This window comes from Microbispora bryophytorum (assembly GCF_043197435.1).
Taxonomy (GTDB): Bacteria; Actinomycetota; Actinomycetes; order Streptosporangiales; family Streptosporangiaceae; genus Microbispora; species Microbispora bryophytorum.
Map to the genome: position 1 here is coordinate 502733 of NZ_JBICTF010000006.1, position 17183 is coordinate 519915.

The 17183-nt window shown below is 70.8% G+C and carries 15 protein-coding genes and 1 tRNA gene; 6 read left to right on the forward strand and 10 right to left on the reverse strand.

Features of this window, described 5'->3' with window-relative positions; genetic code table 11:
- Positions 1-115 precede the first annotated feature (115 nt).
- The 4 genes from rfaE2 to ACGFIB_RS23120 all read left to right on the forward strand — a co-directional run bounded on the left by rfaE2 (position 116) and on the right by ACGFIB_RS23120 (position 4728).
- The gene (rfaE2, locus tag ACGFIB_RS23105) at positions 116-1561 is read left to right on the forward strand and encodes a D-glycero-beta-D-manno-heptose 1-phosphate adenylyltransferase (protein WP_357246064.1); all 1446 of its coding nucleotides are present in this window, start codon (positions 116-118) and stop codon (positions 1559-1561) included.
- A gap of 10 nt (positions 1562-1571) precedes the next feature.
- Positions 1572-1820: a hypothetical protein gene (locus ACGFIB_RS23110; protein ID WP_357246067.1), complete on the forward strand. Its 249-nt coding sequence runs from the start codon at positions 1572-1574 to the stop codon at positions 1818-1820.
- A gap of 10 nt (positions 1821-1830) precedes the next feature.
- Positions 1831-2823 carry an SDR family oxidoreductase gene (locus ACGFIB_RS23115; RefSeq protein WP_142572110.1) on the forward strand — a complete coding sequence of 331 codons (993 nt, stop codon included), beginning with the start codon at positions 1831-1833 and terminating at the stop codon, positions 2821-2823.
- Positions 2824-2901: 78 nt separating this feature from the next.
- Complete coding sequence (locus ACGFIB_RS23120) at positions 2902-4728, forward strand: transketolase (protein WP_357260872.1); 1827 nt, start codon at positions 2902-2904, stop codon at positions 4726-4728.
- Positions 4729-4872: 144 nt separating this feature from the next.
- Here the strand turns inward: ACGFIB_RS23120 and ACGFIB_RS23125 are convergent, their stop codons facing one another.
- Together ACGFIB_RS23125 and ACGFIB_RS23130 are read right to left on the reverse strand one after the other, a co-directional pair.
- Entirely contained in the window at positions 4873-5265 is a 393-nt protein-coding gene (locus ACGFIB_RS23125) for a ChaB family protein (RefSeq protein ID WP_142571941.1), read from the reverse strand.
- Positions 5266-5312: 47 nt separating this feature from the next.
- Entirely contained in the window at positions 5313-5573 is a 261-nt protein-coding gene (locus ACGFIB_RS23130; RefSeq protein WP_142571942.1) for a DUF6458 family protein, read from the reverse strand.
- An 86-nt stretch (positions 5574-5659) separates the two neighbouring features.
- Here ACGFIB_RS23130 and ACGFIB_RS23135 point away from each other — a divergent pair, with 86 nt between their 5' ends.
- Positions 5660-6181, forward strand: a complete 522-nt coding sequence (locus tag ACGFIB_RS23135) for a shikimate kinase (protein WP_357246073.1) — start codon at positions 5660-5662, stop codon at positions 6179-6181.
- 55 nt (positions 6182-6236) lie between these two features.
- On the opposite strand, the gene ACGFIB_RS23140 is transcribed toward ACGFIB_RS23135, so the two are convergent.
- The 3 genes from ACGFIB_RS23140 to ACGFIB_RS23150 all read right to left on the reverse strand — a co-directional run bounded on the left by ACGFIB_RS23140 (position 6237) and on the right by ACGFIB_RS23150 (position 8353).
- Positions 6237-6704 (reverse strand): ATP-binding protein, encoded by a 468-nt coding sequence (locus ACGFIB_RS23140; RefSeq protein WP_167748292.1) that lies wholly within the window; start codon positions 6702-6704, stop codon positions 6237-6239.
- A 386-nt stretch (positions 6705-7090) separates the two neighbouring features.
- Entirely contained in the window at positions 7091-8029 is a 939-nt protein-coding gene (locus ACGFIB_RS23145) for an aldose 1-epimerase family protein (protein ID WP_393374819.1), read from the reverse strand.
- Between the two features lie 87 nt (positions 8030-8116).
- Positions 8117-8353 (reverse strand): hypothetical protein, encoded by a 237-nt coding sequence (locus tag ACGFIB_RS23150; protein WP_139580002.1) that lies wholly within the window; start codon positions 8351-8353, stop codon positions 8117-8119.
- Between the two features lie 358 nt (positions 8354-8711).
- On the opposite strand from ACGFIB_RS23150, the gene ACGFIB_RS23155 reads away from it, so the two are divergent.
- A complete protein-coding gene (locus tag ACGFIB_RS23155) occupies positions 8712-9887 on the forward strand; it encodes a cytochrome P450 (protein ID WP_393374822.1) in 1176 nt (391 codons plus the stop codon).
- A gap of 18 nt (positions 9888-9905) precedes the next feature.
- Here ACGFIB_RS23155 and nhaA read toward each other — a convergent pair whose 3' ends face one another.
- The 5 genes from nhaA to ACGFIB_RS23180 all read right to left on the reverse strand — a co-directional run bounded on the left by nhaA (position 9906) and on the right by ACGFIB_RS23180 (position 17180).
- On the reverse strand, positions 9906-11213 hold the full coding sequence (gene nhaA / locus ACGFIB_RS23160) for a Na+/H+ antiporter NhaA (RefSeq protein ID WP_393374824.1): 1308 nt from the start codon (positions 11211-11213) through the stop codon (positions 9906-9908).
- A 222-nt stretch (positions 11214-11435) separates the two neighbouring features.
- Positions 11436-14222: an HNH endonuclease signature motif containing protein gene (locus ACGFIB_RS23165; RefSeq protein ID WP_393374827.1), complete on the reverse strand. Its 2787-nt coding sequence runs from the start codon at positions 14220-14222 to the stop codon at positions 11436-11438.
- An 867-nt stretch (positions 14223-15089) separates the two neighbouring features.
- A tRNA-Lys gene (locus ACGFIB_RS23170) sits at positions 15090-15166 on the reverse strand.
- A 70-nt stretch (positions 15167-15236) separates the two neighbouring features.
- On the reverse strand, positions 15237-15818 hold the full coding sequence (locus tag ACGFIB_RS23175; protein WP_357246087.1) for a hypothetical protein: 582 nt from the start codon (positions 15816-15818) through the stop codon (positions 15237-15239).
- A 975-nt stretch (positions 15819-16793) separates the two neighbouring features.
- Positions 16794-17180, reverse strand: a complete 387-nt coding sequence (locus tag ACGFIB_RS23180; protein ID WP_357260851.1) for an OsmC family protein — start codon at positions 17178-17180, stop codon at positions 16794-16796.
- Positions 17181-17183: the final 3 nt, after the last annotated feature.

The window sequence follows — 17183 nt, forward strand, 5'->3', positions numbered from 1 at the left end:
ACTCGTGTGGCGCGACGTCTGATCCCGGTTACCCCGGTGCGGCGGCCCCAAACCGGACGGCCGGGCCTGCCGTGCCCGTTGTTTCCCCTGCGTCTGCGGGGGTAGCCGCCGAAGTATGACGGAAGAGACGCTCAACCGTTTCGGTGAAGTCACAGCCGTCGTCGTCGGGGACGTGATGCTCGACTCGTGGCTGCGGGGCCACACGAAGCGCATGGCCCAGGAGGCCCCGGTGCCGGTGGTGACCGTCGAGCAGATCGAGGATCAGCCGGGCGGGGCCGCCAACACGGCCGTGAACCTGGCCGCCCTGGGCGCACGGGTCCACATGGTGGGGATCACCGGCGCCGACCCCGCCGGGGCGACGCTCAACGCGACCCTGGGACGGCTCGACATCGAGGGCCTGGTCATCGTGCGGAGCTGGCGGACCTCGGTCAAGCGGCGGGTGCTGACCGACGGCCAGATCGTGGCGCGGTACGACGAGGAGGACGAGGCGCCGCTGCCGGAGGCGGCCGAGCGCGAGCTCATCGAGCAGATCACCCGGCTCGCGGCGGATGCGGACGTCATCGTCGCCTGCGACTACGGCGGCGGGGTGTGCACCCCGAACGTCCGCCGGGTGCTGTGCGACCTGAGCATCGACCGGAGCGAGGGATCGCGCCGCGCGCCGATCCTCGTGGTGGACGCCCACGACGTGGCCGCCTGGCGGGACTGCCGGCCGACGGCCGTGCTGCCCAACTACGCCGAGGTACGGCGGCTGCTGGGCGAGGGGGACGACCACGACCGGGTCGCGTTCCTGTCCGCCCGCTCGGAGGACCTCGTCGAGGCCACCGGAGCCGGCCTCGTGGTCACCACGCTGGACGGCGAGGGCACGCTGCTGCACCGGCGCGGCAGGCAGCCGCACCGCACGTACGCGACCGCCGCGCCCGACACGATGAGCATCGGCGCGGGCGACACCTTCACGGCGGCGTTCTCGCTCGCCCTGGCGGCGGGCGCGGAGCCCGAGCGCGCCGCCGACATCGGCCAGGCGGCGGCGAGCGTGGTGGTGCGCCGTCAGGGGACGGCCGCCTGCTCCCACGAGGACCTGCTGCGGGCGCTGCGCCCCGACATCGCGCTGCCGCCCGAGCGGCTGGCCGCGTGCCTGGAGCGCGACCGCGCCGAGGGCAGGCGGATCGTCTTCACCAACGGCTGCTTCGACGTGCTGCACCGCGGCCACGTCGCCTGCCTTGAGGAGGCGGCCCAGCTCGGCGACGTGCTGGTCGTCGCGGTCAACAGCGACGACGGCGTGGCCCGGCTGAAGGGGCCGCAGCGCCCGATCAACCGGTGCGAGGACCGGGTGGCGGTGCTCGCGGCGCTGGGCTGCGTGGACTACATCACCGTCTTCGACGAGGACAGCCCCACCGAGCTGCTGCGGCTGGTCCGGCCGGAGGTGTACGTCAAGGGCGGCGACTACCACCCCGACCTGCTGCCCGAGGCGGAGCTGGTCAGGGAGCTGGGCGGACAGGTGCGGGTGCTCGGTTACGTCCCGGACCGCTCCACCACGGCGATAGTGAACCGGATTCGAGGGTAGAGGGGCCTCCATGACCGAAGAACAACGTTCGCCCACCGGCAAGCCCATGGTGGAGGGGACGCCGATGGACGTGATCCGCGTCCGTATCGCGTCGTTCGCCCTGGTCTTCTGTTTCGCCGTTCTGGTGCTCTCCTTCGTCGGGCGCATCTGGGTGCTGACCGGGATCGTCGTGGCGATCATGGCGATCATCGGGATCTACATGGCGTTCGCCGTACGCAGGCAGAAGAGGCTCGGCGGCGGGCCGCAATCGAGAGGATGACGAGGTGAGCCTGAAGGACAAGGTCGTCGTGGTGACCGGCGCGAGCGGCGGGGTGGGCCGCGCGGTGGTCCGGCAGCTTGGAGCGGAAGGCGCGAAGGTCGCGCTCATCGCACGTGGAGAGGCCGGCCTCGCCGGCGCCGCCGTGGACGTCGGGGCCGAGGGCGGCACCGGGAAGACCTTCGCCGCGGACGTCTCCGACTACGACCAGGTCCGCCAGGCCGCCCAGCGGGCCGAGGCCGAGCTGGGCCCGATCGACGTGTGGATCAACATCGCGTTCACGACGGTGTTCGCGCCGTTCCTGGAGATCACTCCCGAGGAGTACGAGCGCGAGACCAAGGTGACCTATCTCGGCTACGTCTGGGGCACCCGGGTGGCCCTGGAGCTGATGAAGCCGCGTGACAAGGGCGTCATCGTGCAGGCGGGCTCGGCCCTGGCCTACCGGTCGATCCCGCTGCAGTCGGCGTACTGCGGCGCCAAGCACGCGATCGTCGGGTTCACCGAGTCGGTGCGGACGGAGCTGCTCGCCGAGGACTCGGGCGTCAAGATCACAGTGGTGCAGCTCCCGGCGCTCAACACCCCGCAGTTCGACTGGGGGCTGAACCGGATGCGGAGGCACGCGCAGCCGGTGCCGCCGATCTACCAGCCGGAGGTGGCCGCCGACGCGCTCGTCTACGCCGCCGAGCATCCGGAGCGCAAGGAGTACTGGGTTGGCGGGATGACCGCGGCCACGATCCTGGGTCAGCGGGCGGTGCCCGCCCTGCTCGACCGCTACCTCGCGAGGACCGGGGTGAAGTCGCAGCTCACCGGCGACAAGGCGCCGACCGGGATCTCGAACCTGTGGGAACCGGCGGACGAGGACAAGGACTACGGAGCGCACGGCGGCTTCGACCGGCGGTCGCGCGGCCGCAGCCTGCAGCTGTGGATGTCGCAGCACCGCCGCCTGGTCTCCCTCGCCGGTCTCGGGCTCGCCGCCGTCGCCGGTTTCGGCCTGCGCCGCCGCTGAGGATCCCAAAGTCCCGACATATCGGGGCATGAGCCTTTCGCGGTGATACGAAGGAGCGTACCGGGGTAGTCGGGGGCGATGGACGAGCTTGACTACCGCTTCCTGTGTGAACTCGCCGCCCAGCTCCGGGTGGACTCGGTCCGGGCCGCCGCGGCCGCCGGCTCGGGCCATCCGACGTCCTCGATGTCGGCGGCCGAGCTGATGGCCGTGCTACTCGCGCGGCACCTGCGCGTCGACGTCGCGGATCCGGCCAACCCGGCCAACGACCACCTTGTCTTCTCGAAGGGCCACGCCTCCCCTCTCCTTTACGCGATGCTCAAGGCCGCCGGGGTCGTCACCGACGAGGAGTTGCTGACCTTCCGCAGGCGCGGCAGCCGTCTGGAGGGCCATCCCACGCCGCAGGTGCCGTTCGTCGACGTGGCCACGGGTTCGCTGGGCTTCGGCCTGCCCGTGGGGGTGGGGCTGGCGCTGACCGCGCGCAGGCTGGACCGCCTGCCGTACCACGTCTGGGTGTTGTGCGGCGACAGCGAGCTCGCCGAGGGATCGATGTGGGAGGCGTTCGAGCACGCCGGGCACGAGGGGCTGAACAACCTCACCGTGATCATCGACGTCAACCGGCTCGGCCAGCGCGGCCCGACCCGGCACGGCTGGGACCTCGGCGCGTACGCCGCCAGGCTCGGCGCCTTCGGCTGGCACACCATCGAGATCGACGGCCACGACCCCGGCCAGATCGACTACGCGCTCGCCGACGCCCGGGCCACCCGCCGCCGCCCGACCGCGATCATCGCCAGGACCTGCAAGGGCCGCGGCGTGTCGGCCGTGGAGAACCGCGAGGGCAAGCACGGCAAGCCGCTGGAGGACGCCGAGCAGGCGCTCGGCGAGCTCGGCGGGACGCGTTCCCTCACCGTCGAGGTCAGCCCGCCCGACGCCCCGGACACGCCGTACCGGTACGCCGACGGGTCGCTCGACCTGCCGGGATACGAGGTGGGCGAGCGGGTGGCCACACGGACCGCCTTCGGTGAGGCGCTGGCCGCGCTCGGCACGGCGCGGGGCGACGTCGTCGCCCTCGACGGAGAGGTGGCCGACTCGACCAAGCTGGAGGCCTTCGCCAAGGCGCACCCGGAGCGGTTCTTCGAGTTCTACATCGCCGAGCAGCAGATGGTCGCCGCCGCCATCGGCATGGCCGCCCGCGGCTGGATCCCCTACGCCGCGACGTTCGCCGCCTTCCTCACCAGGGCGTACGACTTCGTCCGGATGGCGGCGGTGAGCCGGGCCGGGATCTGCCTGGTGGGGTCGCACGGCGGGGTGTCGATCGGCGAGGACGGCCCCTCCCAGATGGGCCTGGAGGACCTCGCGGCGTTCCGCGCGGTGCACGGCAGCACCGTGCTGTACCCCTGCGACGCGAACCAGACCGCCCGGCTGGTGGCGGACATGGCCGCCATGGAGGGCGTCCGCTACCTGCGGACGACCCGGGGCGAGACGCCGGTGATCTACGGTCCCGGCGAGGAGTTCCCGGTGGGCGGCTGCAAGATCCTGCGCACCGGCGGCCATGCGACCGTCGTGGCCGCGGGCGTCGCCGTGCACGAGGCCCTGGCCGCCGCCGACCTGCTCGCCGAGGACGGCGTCTGCGTCACCGTGATCGACGCGTACTCGATCAAGCCGCTGGACTCGGCCGAACTGGTCGACATGGCCAGGGCGACCGGCAGGGTCGTCACGGTGGAGGACCACTGGCCGGAGGGCGGGCTGGGCGACGCCGTGCTCTCGGCGCTCGCCGACGCGCCGGTGCCGGTGCGCAAGCTGGGGGTCTCGCGCATGCCCGGCAGCGCGACCGCACAGGAGCAGCTGGAGGACGCCGGCATCGACAGGGGCGCCATCCGCGAGGCCGTCCTGTCCCTGCTCCGCTGAACGCTCCGGGGAAGGCCCCGGTGAAGGCCCTGGTGAACGCTCTGTTGGAGGCTCAGTTGGACGCGTGCCGCCTGGAGCCGCCGTCCACGTGAAAGCGCCGCCGGCGGCCCCTTCTCAGGGGCGGCCGGCGGCGCATGGAAGAGATCAGCGAGCCTTGGCGGTCGCCTTGCGGTTGGCCTTCTTGATGGCGTCCACGAGCTCGTCCTTGGTCATCCTGGATCGCCCGGAGATGCCGAGGCGGCCGGCCACCTCGTAGAGATGCTGCTTGGAGGCGTTCGCGTCGACGCCCTCGGCCGTCTTGCCCTGCTTCGGCGTGCCCTTCTCCGCCTGCTCGTCCGACGGTCCGCGCCCCTTCTTCCTCTCCCAGTGGTCACCCACCTTCTCGTAGGAGTGCTTGAGCGCGGCGAACGCCGTACGGTGGGCGCGCTGGCCCTCGCCGTACGTCTCGACAGCGGAGTCGTGCGCCTTGATCCACGTCTCCTGGGCCCCCTTGGGTGAGCGCTCCAGGGTCGAGGGCAGTTCCTTACGTCCTGGCATGGTCCATGCCTCCCTTCAGACCGTCGGAAGTCCGTCGGAGGGGGTCATCAGATGGTGGGGTCGTCGTAGCGCCTCTCCTCGTACACGTGACGGCGGGTGGCGGCGGCGTCCACGGGGGCGGCGGCGGTGACGGTGGTCCTGCGGCGGACCGTCGTCAGGCGCCAGATGCCGAAGAGCAGCCCGGCCAGACCGCCCACCATGAGGATCACCCCGATCACCTGGATGTCGAGGCCCGCGATGGTGAAGTCGACCGCCCAGGTGAGGATGGCCCCCAGCATGATGAGGATGATGCTTCCGGCGATGGTCATGGCGTTCCTCCTTCGCCTTCTGCTCTATCCCCTCCACGGATTCCAAACGTCGCATGCGGTACCCCGCATAGGGCAGCATGCAAGTCATGACCGATACCCCCATTGTGGTGATGGGACTCATGGGCGCGGGGAAGAGCACCGTCGCCCGGCAGCTCGCCGACGCGCTCGGCCGTCCCATGCGCGACAGCGACGCCGATCTGGAGGCCAGGTACGGCACGACCGCCGCCGCGATGGCCGCCGGTGTCGGCGCGGACGAGCTGCACGCCCGGGAGGCGCTGGTGCTGCGGGAGGCGCTGGCGGACCGTCCCACCCCTGTCATCGCGGCCGCCGCCAGTACGGTCGAGGATCCCGAGACGCGCCGGGCCCTGGCCTCCGCCTTCGTGGTCTTCCTCGACGGCCCGCCCGAGGTGCTGGCCGAGCGGATGAAGTCGAGCCCCCACCGCCCCCACTTCAAGCCCGACCTCGTACGCATGCTGACCGAGCAGCGCGACCTGCGGCTGCCGCGGTTCCGTGAGGTGGCGGACCTGACTGTGGACCCCTCCACGAACACACCTGAGGAGATCGCGGCCACGGTGCTCGCGCGTCTCGACAGCGCGAAGACCCGCTGAAACGCCCTGCGGAGATGACGAACCCGCCCGGCCCTGGGGGGTCATACAGGCGGGGTCAGCCGACGGCGATGCGCATCTGGTGCGGGACGACGGGCAGCGGCGACGGGCAGCCCGCCCCGGCGAGGAACCACACGGTCTTGCCGCCCCGGCCCGAACCGGCCACTCCCCAGTCGTCGGCGAGTTCGTCCACGATGAGCAGGCCACGGCCGCCGATGGAGTCGAGGTCCGCCTCGCGCTGGTTCGGCACGCCCTCGCCCTGGTCGAAGACCTCGCCGTACACCCAGGTGCCGTTGCTGCCGAGCCGCAGGGTGAAGACGTTCCCGCCGTGCCGTACGACGTTGGAGGCGAGCTCGCTCACGATGAGGGAGCAGTCGTCGACGAGCTCGTCCAGCCCCCATCGGCCGAGCTCGCGGCGGACCAGGGCGCGCGCCTCGGCGACACTCGCGCCGACGGCGGGCAGGAGGCATTCCGCGGTCCAGACGGGGGCCGGGTTGACCGGCGCCGTACCGAAGGGGAGAGTCACGCGCGCCTCCTTAGGCTCATGGGAGCGCTCCCACGGCTCAAGATACGGCACGCAACGTGGTCATGTGAATTCATAGAAACAAGATTGTTTCCGGTCAATGCCCGATCCGTGGTGGACGCGAAGGAGAAAACGCCGGCGGTCTCGCGCGCCGCGCCGCGAGTGCGCACGTCAGCGGCGCCCCATCCGACACTCCCGGCCCGTGCCGTCCGGCTGGGGACACGCCCGCGCGGTCGGCGCCGATCTGAAAATAAGTGAAATACGCCCATCCCTGGCCTTCATTGCGCCCAGACCGAATCTTCGCGCATGCCCCGTCATGAGATATAAGTACCTGTTCGTCCCCACGCGCCCTCACACCCGAGCACAGTGACTCACCCGAACACGGTGACTCACCCGAGCGCGGTGATCCCCCAGCGGTGGGCGACCCGCTCCCCCGGGGCCAGGCGCGCCAGGCACTCGCCGGTCGCGAAGGCGTTCGGCGGGCAGCTCATCGGCTCGACCGCCACACCGGCCCGCCGGTACGGCTCGGCCAGCGTGTCCCCGGTGAAGACCTGAAGCCATTCGACGCCGGGCGCGGCCCACAACTCCACGCCCCGGGAGCCGTCGGCGGCCCGGAGCCGGGCCCGCACCAGCCCGTCGCCGTCGCGCCGCAGGGATGTGTAGGGGGTGTCGAGCACCGTGCCGCCGATGCGGCGTCCCTCGCGGAAGTCGTACTCCGTGCCCTCGACGGGGCGGCGGCCGACCGGGATCTTCTGCTCGTCCACCGGGGTCCACTCGGCCGCGGGCACCTCCAGCACGGCGTCGTCCACCGTCTTGTCACCGAGGGTGAGGTAGGGGTGCGCGCCCATGCCGTACGGCGCGACGCCGTCCCCCACGTTGGCGGCCGACACCTCGACCTCCAGGCCCGCCTCCCCCAGGGCGTACGACGCCGTCAGGTCGAGCACGTGGGGATAGCCGAGCTGGGGGAACAGCCGCAGCCCGAGCCGGATCGAGGCGTCGTCCCGGTCGAGGACCGTCCAGGGCATCAGGCGGGCGAAGCCGTGCGCGGCGTTGCCGGTCCCGGGCTCGGTGATCGCGAGCTGCCGGCTCTCACCGTCGAAGTCGTACCTGCCGTCGCGCACCCGGTTGGGCCAGGGCAGCAGCAACTGCCCGGCGCCGCCCACCGGCCGCGCGTCCGCGGGGTACGACATGACCAGCGGCCGTTCGTCGTAGGTCAGGGCGCGCAGGCCCCCGCCCACCTCGGTGACGGTCGCCGCGTATCCGTGCGCGGCGATCGTGTGCTGCGTGCCGGTCGGGGGAACGGGTTCGCGAACCGCTGGTTCTGTCATGAGAGGGATCTTCCCATCCGTCCCAGGACACTCACAGAGGGCGCTCTCGGGCTGTGAGCCCGGCGGACCGGGCCCACGTCCTGGGCGTCACGAGGAGAGCGTCTGGCCCGTCAGTCCCTCCTGCGCGGTGAGAAGCGCGCGCAGCTCCTCCGCGCTCTCGCCGCATGCGGTCATGATCAGGCCCCGGTCCATCTCGATCCGGGACAGCGACCGGGTCAGCCGGGTCGCGTACCAGCGGCCGGCGTCGCTCCTCCAGATCGACCATCGACCGGCGTACTCGCTGCTCAGTTGTCTCCAGGCAGCGTCCTCGGCTGAGAACCGCACTGGTCACCACCTCCAGGCTCGGTGCCGGGAGACAACGGTGTGCTCATCCGGACACGATTGGTAGTGAAAAGCGGTCTCCCCCTTCGGGCGGTGCCGCCACCCCGGCATCGGTGAAGATCTTCCGCCGGTTGCGGTGACTTCACCACGACTTGATCCCTGTTCCTCCCGTACCACCCGTGTCATGCCCGGCCCCGGAACGACGCTGGTGTTCGCGGGGCAGGGGTGGCCGGGTGTACGGCGACGCCCGCGGCAAACGTCCCCTCTCGGGTCACACCGGACACGGTTTTACTACCTTGCCGGACGGAAAGTCAGGGGAGAGATTCAAGAGAACCGATATCCAGCGAAGGGAAGGTCACCCATGCCCGGACTCCCTCGGCTGCCGTTCGAGCGGCCGGACGTCCTGGAGATATCCCCCGGCTTCGGCGAGATGCGGGTCAGAGCGCCGATCACCAAGGTCACGACCGCCATGGGCGACGAGGCGTGGCTGATCACGGGCTACGAGGAGATCCGGCAGGTGTTCGCCGACGACAGGTTCGGCCGCTCCCACCCAACCCCCGAGACCGCGGCCCGCCTGTCGAACAACGCCCTGCTCGGCGGCCCGACCGGCGAATACGCCACGGAGCGGTCCGTCCACAAGGAGATGCGGCGCCTGCTCGGCCCCGCGTTCTCGGCCCGGCGCATGCGGAGGTTGTCGGACCGCATCGGGGCGCTGGTCGGGACCCTGCTCGACGGGCTCGCCGAGCAGGGCCCGCCCGCGGACCTGCACGCCGGCCTGTCGCTCCCGCTGCCGATCCAGGTGATCTGCGAGCTCCTCGGCGTGCCGTACGAGGACAGGGACAGGTTCCGGGCCATGGCCGAGGCGATGACCGACCTGACCCACCCCGAGCGGTCCGCCGCGGCCCAGATGGAGATGAACGCCTACACCTACGAGATCGTGAAGGCGAAGCGCGACGACCCGGGCGAGGACGTCTACTCCGACCTGGCGAACGCCTCGCTGCCGGAGGACGACGTCGCCAGGATCGCGGGCGGCCTGCTGTTCGCCGGCCACGAGACCACGGTCAACCAGATCGACTACGGCGTGCTGCTGTTCCTGCGCAACCCCGCCCAGCGCGACGCGCTGCTGAGCGACCCCTCCCTCGTGGACGGCGCGGTCGAGGAGATCATGCGGGTCGCCTCGCCGAGCGAACACGGGCTGGTGCGCTACGCGCACGAGGACGTCGAGGTCGCGGGCGTGCCGATCCGGGCGGGCGAGCTGGTCATGCTGTCCACTCCGGCGGCCAACAGGGACGAGCGCGCCTACCCCGACCCCGACATGTTCGACATCCTGCGGTCCGATCCCCAGCCGCACGTCGGGTTCGGCCACGGGCCGCATCACTGTCTCGGGGCGTCCCTGGCGCGGATCGAACTCCGCGCGGTCTTCGGCTCCCTGTTCACACGCTTCCCCACGCTGGCGCTCGCGGTGCCGTACGAGGAGCTGCAGGCGCACACCGACAGGCTGGCCGGAGGGTTCCCCGCGCTGCCCGTCACGTGGTGAACGTCAGCAGGGTCACGGTCACGTCCCGCGGCGCCCGCCGCCGACGCTCTCGGCGCCCACCGGCCCGGCGGCTTCGGCTTCGGCTTCGGCGAGCCGCCGGTACGCGCGGTCGCGCAGCCGCAGCACCACCGTCGCCAGCAGCGCCGCGACCAGCGACCCGGTCAGGACCGCCAGCTTGACCTGGGCGTCGCGGGCCGTGCCCAGGCCGAACGCCAGCTCGCCGATGAGCAGGGACACCGTGAAGCCGACGCCGGACAGGATCGCCAGCCCGCCGACGTCCACCCAGGCCAGCCCCTCGTCGATGTCGGCACGGGTGAAACGGGCGGTCAGCCAGGTGGCCACCATGATCCCCAGCGGCTTGCCCACGACGAGCCCGACGATGACGCCCAGCGACACCGGGTCGCCGAGCAGGTTCGTCACACCGCCCAGCCCGCCGAGCGGCACCCCCGCGGACAGGAACGCGAACAGTGGCACGGCCACCCCGGCGGAAATCGGACGGAACCGGTGCTCGAAGTGCTCGGCGAGCCCCGGTCCCGCCTCCGGGCCGCCCGCCTTCTCACTGCGCAGGACGGGTACGGCGAAGCCGAGCAGCACCCCGGCCACCGTGGCGTGCACCCCCGAGGCATGGACGAGCCCCCAGGTCACCCCGGCCAGCGGGAGCAGCAGCCACCACGAGCGCACCCGCCGCTGCACCAGCACGGCGAAGACTCCGAGCGGCACCAGCGCCGCCAGCAGCGGCAGCACCGACAGGTGCGACGTGTAGAACACCGCGATGATCACAATGGCCATCAGGTCGTCCACAACGGCCAGGGTGAGCAGGAACGTGCGCAGCGCGGCGGGAAGCCGCCGCCCCGCCACGGCGAGCACTGCGAGCGCGAACGCGATGTCGGTGGCCGTCGGGGTCGCCCACCCCCGCGCCTCGCCGTTCATGAGCGAGTTGACCAGCAGGTAGAGCAGGGCCGGGACGATCACACCGCCGACGGCCGCCGCGACGGGAACGGCGGCCCGACGGGGATCGCGCAGGTCCCCGGCGACGAACTCGCGTTTGAGTTCCAGGCCGGCGACGAAGAAGAAGATCGCCAGCAGCCCGTCCGAGGCCCACTTGGCGAGGCTGAGGTCCAGGTGCCACGCGCCCGGCCCGACCGTAACCGAGCGCAGCCCCGCGTACGCCTCGGACCAGGGCGAGTTCGCGAAGACGAGGGCCGCTACGGCGGCGATCAGAAGCAGCGCGCCACCGATCGTCTCCTTGCGGAGGATGTCGGCGATGCGCCGGGTCTCGGCCCGGGAACCGGGACCGAGGAGGGACAGTCGGCGGGTAGGGGCCATGGGCGCTTCCTCTTCCGGGATTGGTTCGACGACCGCCGACCAGACTTCCCGGCACCCCGCGTCCATCCTATGACCCTTCCGGATTCAGCTGGCCCTTCCGGATTTAGCCGCGCTCGATGCCCAGCCGGCCGTCCGGTGCCGGGTGCCGGGCCATTCGGTGCCAGGCCACTCACTTCCTGGCCTTCCCTGCCAGTGCGGCGGACGGCCGATGCGTGGGTGATGTCAGAAGGGCGGCTCGTCAAGTTCGCGCGATGGCGCCGCTACCTCCGAGCCCGGTTGCGGAGCCTCCTGCCGAAGTGCTGGTTCGGGCATCGGGGTCATGGTGGGGGTGTCGGCAAGGTCGCCGAGGTACCGATAGGGCGACGGGATGCGCCGACTTCGGGGATGCGGATCGCAGGCGGAGGTGATGATCTTCGGGAGAGGGCTGGGGTAACGGTGCCCCAGCGGGCTGGTCCAGATGACCAGGTGGGGGCCGGCCGTGCTGACGCTCCAGCCGCCATGGTGCCGGGCGCGGTGGTCATGGCGGCAGGCCAGGTGAAGGTTCTCCGCCTTCGTGGGCCCCTGCTCCGCCCACGGGAGGATGTGGTCCTGGTCGGCTCGGGTGGCGGGCGTGCGGCAGCCGGGCCAGGAGCAGACCCGGCCCCGGATTTGCACATAGCGTCGTAAGGCCGCACCGGCCTGCCGCCGCCGCTCCGAATCCGATGCGCCGCCCTGCAGCCCCTCTGCTCGCCTGCCCGCCGCACCATCCGCCGCATCATCCGTCGTGCCGTCCTCGTGCCAGCCCTTGCACCGGTCCTCGTACCGGGCCTCGGCCTCATCGCGGTCCCGGGCGGGGCCGCCCAGGGCGTTGCCGTCGAGTGCGGGATCACCCAGGCGGGCGGTGCAGCGGGGTGCGAGACCGTCCAGGCGCGCGGTGCAGTCGGGGGTAGCACAGTCGGGTTTAGCGCAGTCGGGTTTAGCGCAGTCGGATGCGGTGCCGTCAGGTGCAGCGGCCCCCTCGCCGAGGTTAAGGAGGGGTGTGGCGTGGGCGGACAGGTCGGCGACGACCGGTGCCCATGCCCCGAGGACGCCGACCGGCTGGGCGGCCAGCACCCGCAGGCGGCTGACGGTGATCTGCAGTTCGACGATGCCGCCGCGCCGCCGGTCGCGGGTGGGGCGACGCTGGCCGGGGGTGTGAGGGCGGGCCCGGGTGAGTCCGGTCAGCGCCAGGTGGCCGTCGTCGTGACAGATGGCGTATCGCCACTGCCCGCCGAGCATGCCTGCGACGATGCGCCGGGCCAGGCAGTGGTGGATCACTCCCCAAGCGGGCAGGTGGGCGGCATGCTCGTCCAGGCCGAGCAACGTGGTCAACTCGACCCGGATCTCCCGCACCGGCCACCCTCCGGCGCCCGCCCAGACACCGGTATCCGCCTCTGCACGAGCTTGGACATGCCGCAGCCCCGCTCTGTCGGCCCCTGCCTCACACGGCACGACCTCATAAGGCACGGCCTCATCGGGCCCATCCGCATCGGGCCCAGCCTTATCTGACCCGGCCCCGCCCCGTTCGGTCTCATCATCAGGTACGGGCGCCCCAGGCGCTGGTTCCTCCGACCCTGCCGGGTGCGGGTCCGTTGAATGTGACCCGCTCGCGGGCGACGATCCGCCAGAGTCATTCCCCGGGCTCCTACACGTATCGACGTCACGGTCGCCTTCGGCCGCGTCCCCGTAAGCGTCGGTGAAATCGGCAGCGCCGCCGGTGCGACCGCCGTCCCTTTCATCGAGGTCGCTGTCAGGGTGCACGCCACCGCCGCCGCAGAAACGGTCGAGATCAGTGCCAGGGCTCACGCTGCCAGCGCGACCGGGGCGGTCAGGATCGTCGTCGCCCCCGGGGGTGTCGCCACCGTCGAGGTTGTCGCCGCCGCCGTGGGGATCGTCACCGCCGGGATTGTCGTCACCGCCGGGGGTGATGCCGCCGCCGGGATCGACGTCACCGTCAGGGTTGTCGCCGCCGCCGTGGGGATCGTCACCGCCGGGATCGTCGTCACCGCCGGGGGTGATGCCGCCGCCGGGATCGACGTCACCGTCAGGGTTGTCGTCACCGTCGGGAGTGTTGCCGCCGCCGGAATCCTCGTCACCGTCGGGAGTGTTGCCGGCATCGTCTTCTGGGGTGCCGAGGGGGTCGGTGGTGTCGTGGAAGGGGTGGCAGAGGATATGCGTGATGATCTCCTCATCCGACATCCCCTCGAACGTGCCGTCCAGGCTCCCGAGGAAGAGGTCCACCCGGATGTGATCGATCGGACGGCGGTCACCGGCCCGCTTGCACGCCCGGGCCAGCTCATCGATTCGGTCGCAGCCGGCCGCCGCCCGATCCAGGGGCAGGTCCAGCCCGGACACCGTCGCGGTGCCGTCCTCGTTGCGAGTCCCCACCACCCGGCGGCGGCGTACCGCCTCGGTGTACCGGCGCTCCGCCCAGGCGGGATCGATCGCCAACGCCAGGCGCTGGATTCGCTCGATCAACTCCCCCACCGTCCAGGACGGTGCCTGGGGCACCAGCTGTTCACACACCAGGGCGGCTTGCTCATCGGTCAACCCAACGGTCCAGCGGACGAACGCCACCGCCCGGGGCTCGTCCAGGGTCCCGGCCAGCATCGCCTCCCCCAGGATCGGCAACCGGCGGTGGACATTCCAGGCCAGCTCGAAGGTCGAGTCGGCGCGGCGGCGTGACCACACCAGCGCCGCCCGCGCCTCATCCGGGCCGAACTCATCCGGCACCTCCAGCCGCGCCACCTCGTCACCCGAGAACGAGTCCCGCAGCCCCACCTCCAGCAAGGCCCGCAAGAACCACGCCCGGTCATGACATATCTGCCGGTAGGCCGCTTTGAGCACCTCAACCGTGTCGAAGCCCGACACGCGCTCCACGTTCACCGCGCCCAGCAGTCCGGCCAGCTCCGCACCTGGAGGGATCAGCGCGAGCCCGTCCGGAATCGGCACCGCGGTTCGCGGCGGTGGAAACACGCCGGCCGCGCCCATGCCGAACGAAGAGGAGGAATGGGCATGATCTGAAGCGGCCGGCACAGGCGACGAGGACGACGCGCCGGGCCCGCGGGGCGCCGACGACAGGGGCCGATGGGTCCGCCCCTGAGGAGCGGGGGGCGGCGGAAACAAGGCAGGCGCGGACGGGCCTGGCATCGGCGGGCACCCCCTTCCACAACCGGAGACGAAAGCACGACGGGTTCCCGGCGGACCGGGACTTACTCACACAGACTCGGCTACTTCATCAACCCGGCACATGGGCCACAGACCAGAGCACCAACCACGCTCACCCGTAAGAACTACTCCCAAGATTAACCGAACACATGCTCGAAAACAAGCCTGATCAGCACAAACGTGGGGTCACAACCAGTACGACCCACGAACCTTGGGGAGGGAGCTGGGCGACAGAGAGCGAGCGACAGGAAGCCACACGGCGGACAGCCGAGCGGGAGACAGCCGGGCGACAGAAAGCGAGCGACAGAAAGCCGCACGGTAGACAGCCGAGCGGGAGACGACCGAGCGGGAGACGGCGATGACGGGGCAGAGGCTCAGACCGGACACCGCGCGAACCTGCGCAGAAATCTCGCCGGTAGACCGGGTGCGAGAGGGCCGTCCCGGCGGCAGGCCGCGCGATGCCGCCGTCGACGAAGTCCTTGGACCAGGCCGACCAGGCGGGCTTGACGTCGCGGGCGAACAGCGGTCGGTCCCTGCATTGTGCGCGGCACGGCCCCTTTACTGTGCGCGGCACAGGTCCCCTGCACTGCGCGCACGGTCCGTGAACCGGAAGGAGGGGCGCGGCGAGCTGCGGAGACGACGAGCACATAGACAAAGCCCAGGTCGGCAGTGCCAACCTGGGCTTTCGTCTGGTGCGCCGCCAGGGACTCGAACCCCGGACCCGCTGATTAAGAGTCAGCTGCTCTAACCAACTGAGCTAGCGGCGCCTGCGATGTCGGTAACCTTAGCAGCCCCGCGAAGGTCGCGCACATCGCTCACTGATCGAAATGTCGTGACTCAGCTCCGCCAGGCGCCGCTGGAGAACGGCACCGGCTCGCCGCGCAGGCCCGGCCCGTCCCCCCACTTCGTGATGACGTACTGGATCGGGATGTGGCCGAGGTCGCCGCCGACGGTCAGCGTGTCCTCGTTCCAGTTGGTGCCGGTGAGCTCGGCGAAGGTCTTGCCGTCGATGTCGAGCATGACGCCGCTGTCCGACGGGACGCCCGGGCCCCGGTCGCCGATGAAGAACTTGGCCGTCCTGCCCTTGTAGAAGATGTAGCCCTCGGTGCCGAGCGGCCAGCTCGGGCTGGCGAACATCCCCTGCTGCATGGGCTTGCCGATGGCCGGGAGACCGGTGTCGCCCTGGCGGCCGGAGGCGTCGTCCCAGAAGTACGAGCCGGTGGTGCTGCCCTGGAGCAGGACCTCCTCCTGCGCCGGGATGGCGAGGGAGGGCTGGCGCGCCGGCATGGCGGCGGAGATGTTGACGGCCTCTTTGACCGGCTGCTCGACGGGCGCGGGCACGGCGGCCACGAGGGACGCGGTGACTGCCGCCGCACCGACGAGCGTGGCCGCGGCGGTGAGGCGTCGGTTGCCACGCACGTCAAACAGAGTCTTCATCAGGGCTGGGGATCTTTCGTGAGACGACAGAGAATGGCCATGCGTCATCTAGGGACCTGCATGCGGCAGACCGCGAAGACGGGCCACGTGTCCGGGCAGGAGATGTCAGTCACCCGGAGGCGTGTGCGCTGAAGCTATGGCGATCGGCCGGAAGGCCGTCGTGAGTCAGACGTGTGATCCGAGATGCCTTGGCTCGGAGATCGATGTGGGGTCACCCACGGTGATCTCCTCTCCAAGTCCAATCCAGCCACCGGTCGGCGGCAAATAGGACACTACAGGACGAGTCAGGATGTAGCAAAGTAAAAGCCGCATACCGCCCAGAAGATCTACCTCTGGGTCCCGTTTCCCCCAAGAGGGGCCCCCTGCCCGCCGCCCCGCCTCATTGATCCCGACGGCGCGTGACGGAGATCCCCTCCGCGTACGGCAAAGCGCGCAGGCTTTACGCCAAGAGACCGCAAAGGAATTCGCCGGAGACGGCGCGCAAAAGCGGCCCGCCGCAAAAGCGGAGCCGCTGAGCAAAAGGAAGATCGCCGGTTTACGAAGGCAAAGGCCATTGTCCCGGAGCGGTCGCGCACAGACCTACCCCCTGGTCCGTGCGGGGCCCGCCCCTTAGTCCGGACGGGGCCCTCCCCCTGGTCCGTACGGGGCGGACGGGAGGGGACGGACGGGAGGGGACGGACGGGAGGAGAACGGGTACAGGACCCTGGAAATGCCGGAGCCGGGCAGTCCCCCAACTGCCCGGCTCCGGATCAAAGCGGTTCCGCCAGGAATACCCTCCCCAAAGGCACCGGCGGGTCCCCCGCTTTCCGGACGCGGTTCCCCCATCCGCGTCCTTTTCAAGAAAGTCTGTCGCCCTCTCCCGAGGACTTGCTTCAACCCTACAAGGGGCCTTGTCATGAACTCGTCATCGGCAGGTTGATTTCCGGCCTACATCCGAACGGGCATCGCCCGCCCGTGCTACCTCCCGAGGTCCAGCCTGACCTCGGTGCCCTTCTGGAGCGACCGGCTCACCGTGCAGTGACGCTCGTGGACCCGCTCGGCGACGGCCTCGAAGACCTCACCGGTGTCCTCCGAGGGCAACTCCACGTCGTAGGTCACGGTGACCGAGCGCAGCAGCGTCGGGCTCTCCTTGTCGGCGGAGACCTCGACGGCCAGCCGTACGAGCCGATGGCCGCGCTTGGCGGTGAGCGGCTCGACCGTCATGACGTTGCAGCCGCCGACGGCGGCCAGCAGCAGCTCCACCGGACTGAACAGGCCGTCACCTGAGCCCATCGTGATCTCGGCGCCACTCTCGTTGCGGGCGACGAACCCGTCCTCGGTCCGCTCGACGCGTACAGAGCCCATGAC

Coding starts and splice junctions, on each gene's coding strand:
- nhaA (WP_393374824.1), bottom strand. CDS start 11,213: ATGGCCCCTACCCGCCGACTGTCCCTCCTCGGTCCCGGTTCCCGGGCC.
- rfaE2 (WP_357246064.1), top strand. CDS start 116: ATGACGGAAGAGACGCTCAACCGTTTCGGTGAAGTCACAGCCGTCGTC.
- ACGFIB_RS23135 (WP_357246073.1), top strand. CDS start 5,660: ATGACCGATACCCCCATTGTGGTGATGGGACTCATGGGCGCGGGGAAG.
- ACGFIB_RS23110 (WP_357246067.1), top strand. CDS start 1,572: ATGACCGAAGAACAACGTTCGCCCACCGGCAAGCCCATGGTGGAGGGG.
- ACGFIB_RS23125 (WP_142571941.1), bottom strand. CDS start 5,265: ATGCCAGGACGTAAGGAACTGCCCTCGACCCTGGAGCGCTCACCCAAG.
- ACGFIB_RS23165 (WP_393374827.1), bottom strand. CDS start 14,222: ATGGGCGCGGCCGGCGTGTTTCCACCGCCGCGAACCGCGGTGCCGATT.
- ACGFIB_RS23180 (WP_357260851.1), bottom strand. CDS start 17,180: ATGGGCTCTGTACGCGTCGAGCGGACCGAGGACGGGTTCGTCGCCCGC.
- ACGFIB_RS23120 (WP_357260872.1), top strand. CDS start 2,902: ATGGACGAGCTTGACTACCGCTTCCTGTGTGAACTCGCCGCCCAGCTC.
- ACGFIB_RS23155 (WP_393374822.1), top strand. CDS start 8,712: ATGCCCGGACTCCCTCGGCTGCCGTTCGAGCGGCCGGACGTCCTGGAG.
- ACGFIB_RS23145 (WP_393374819.1), bottom strand. CDS start 8,029: ATGACAGAACCAGCGGTTCGCGAACCCGTTCCCCCGACCGGCACGCAG.
- ACGFIB_RS23130 (WP_142571942.1), bottom strand. CDS start 5,573: ATGACCATCGCCGGAAGCATCATCCTCATCATGCTGGGGGCCATCCTC.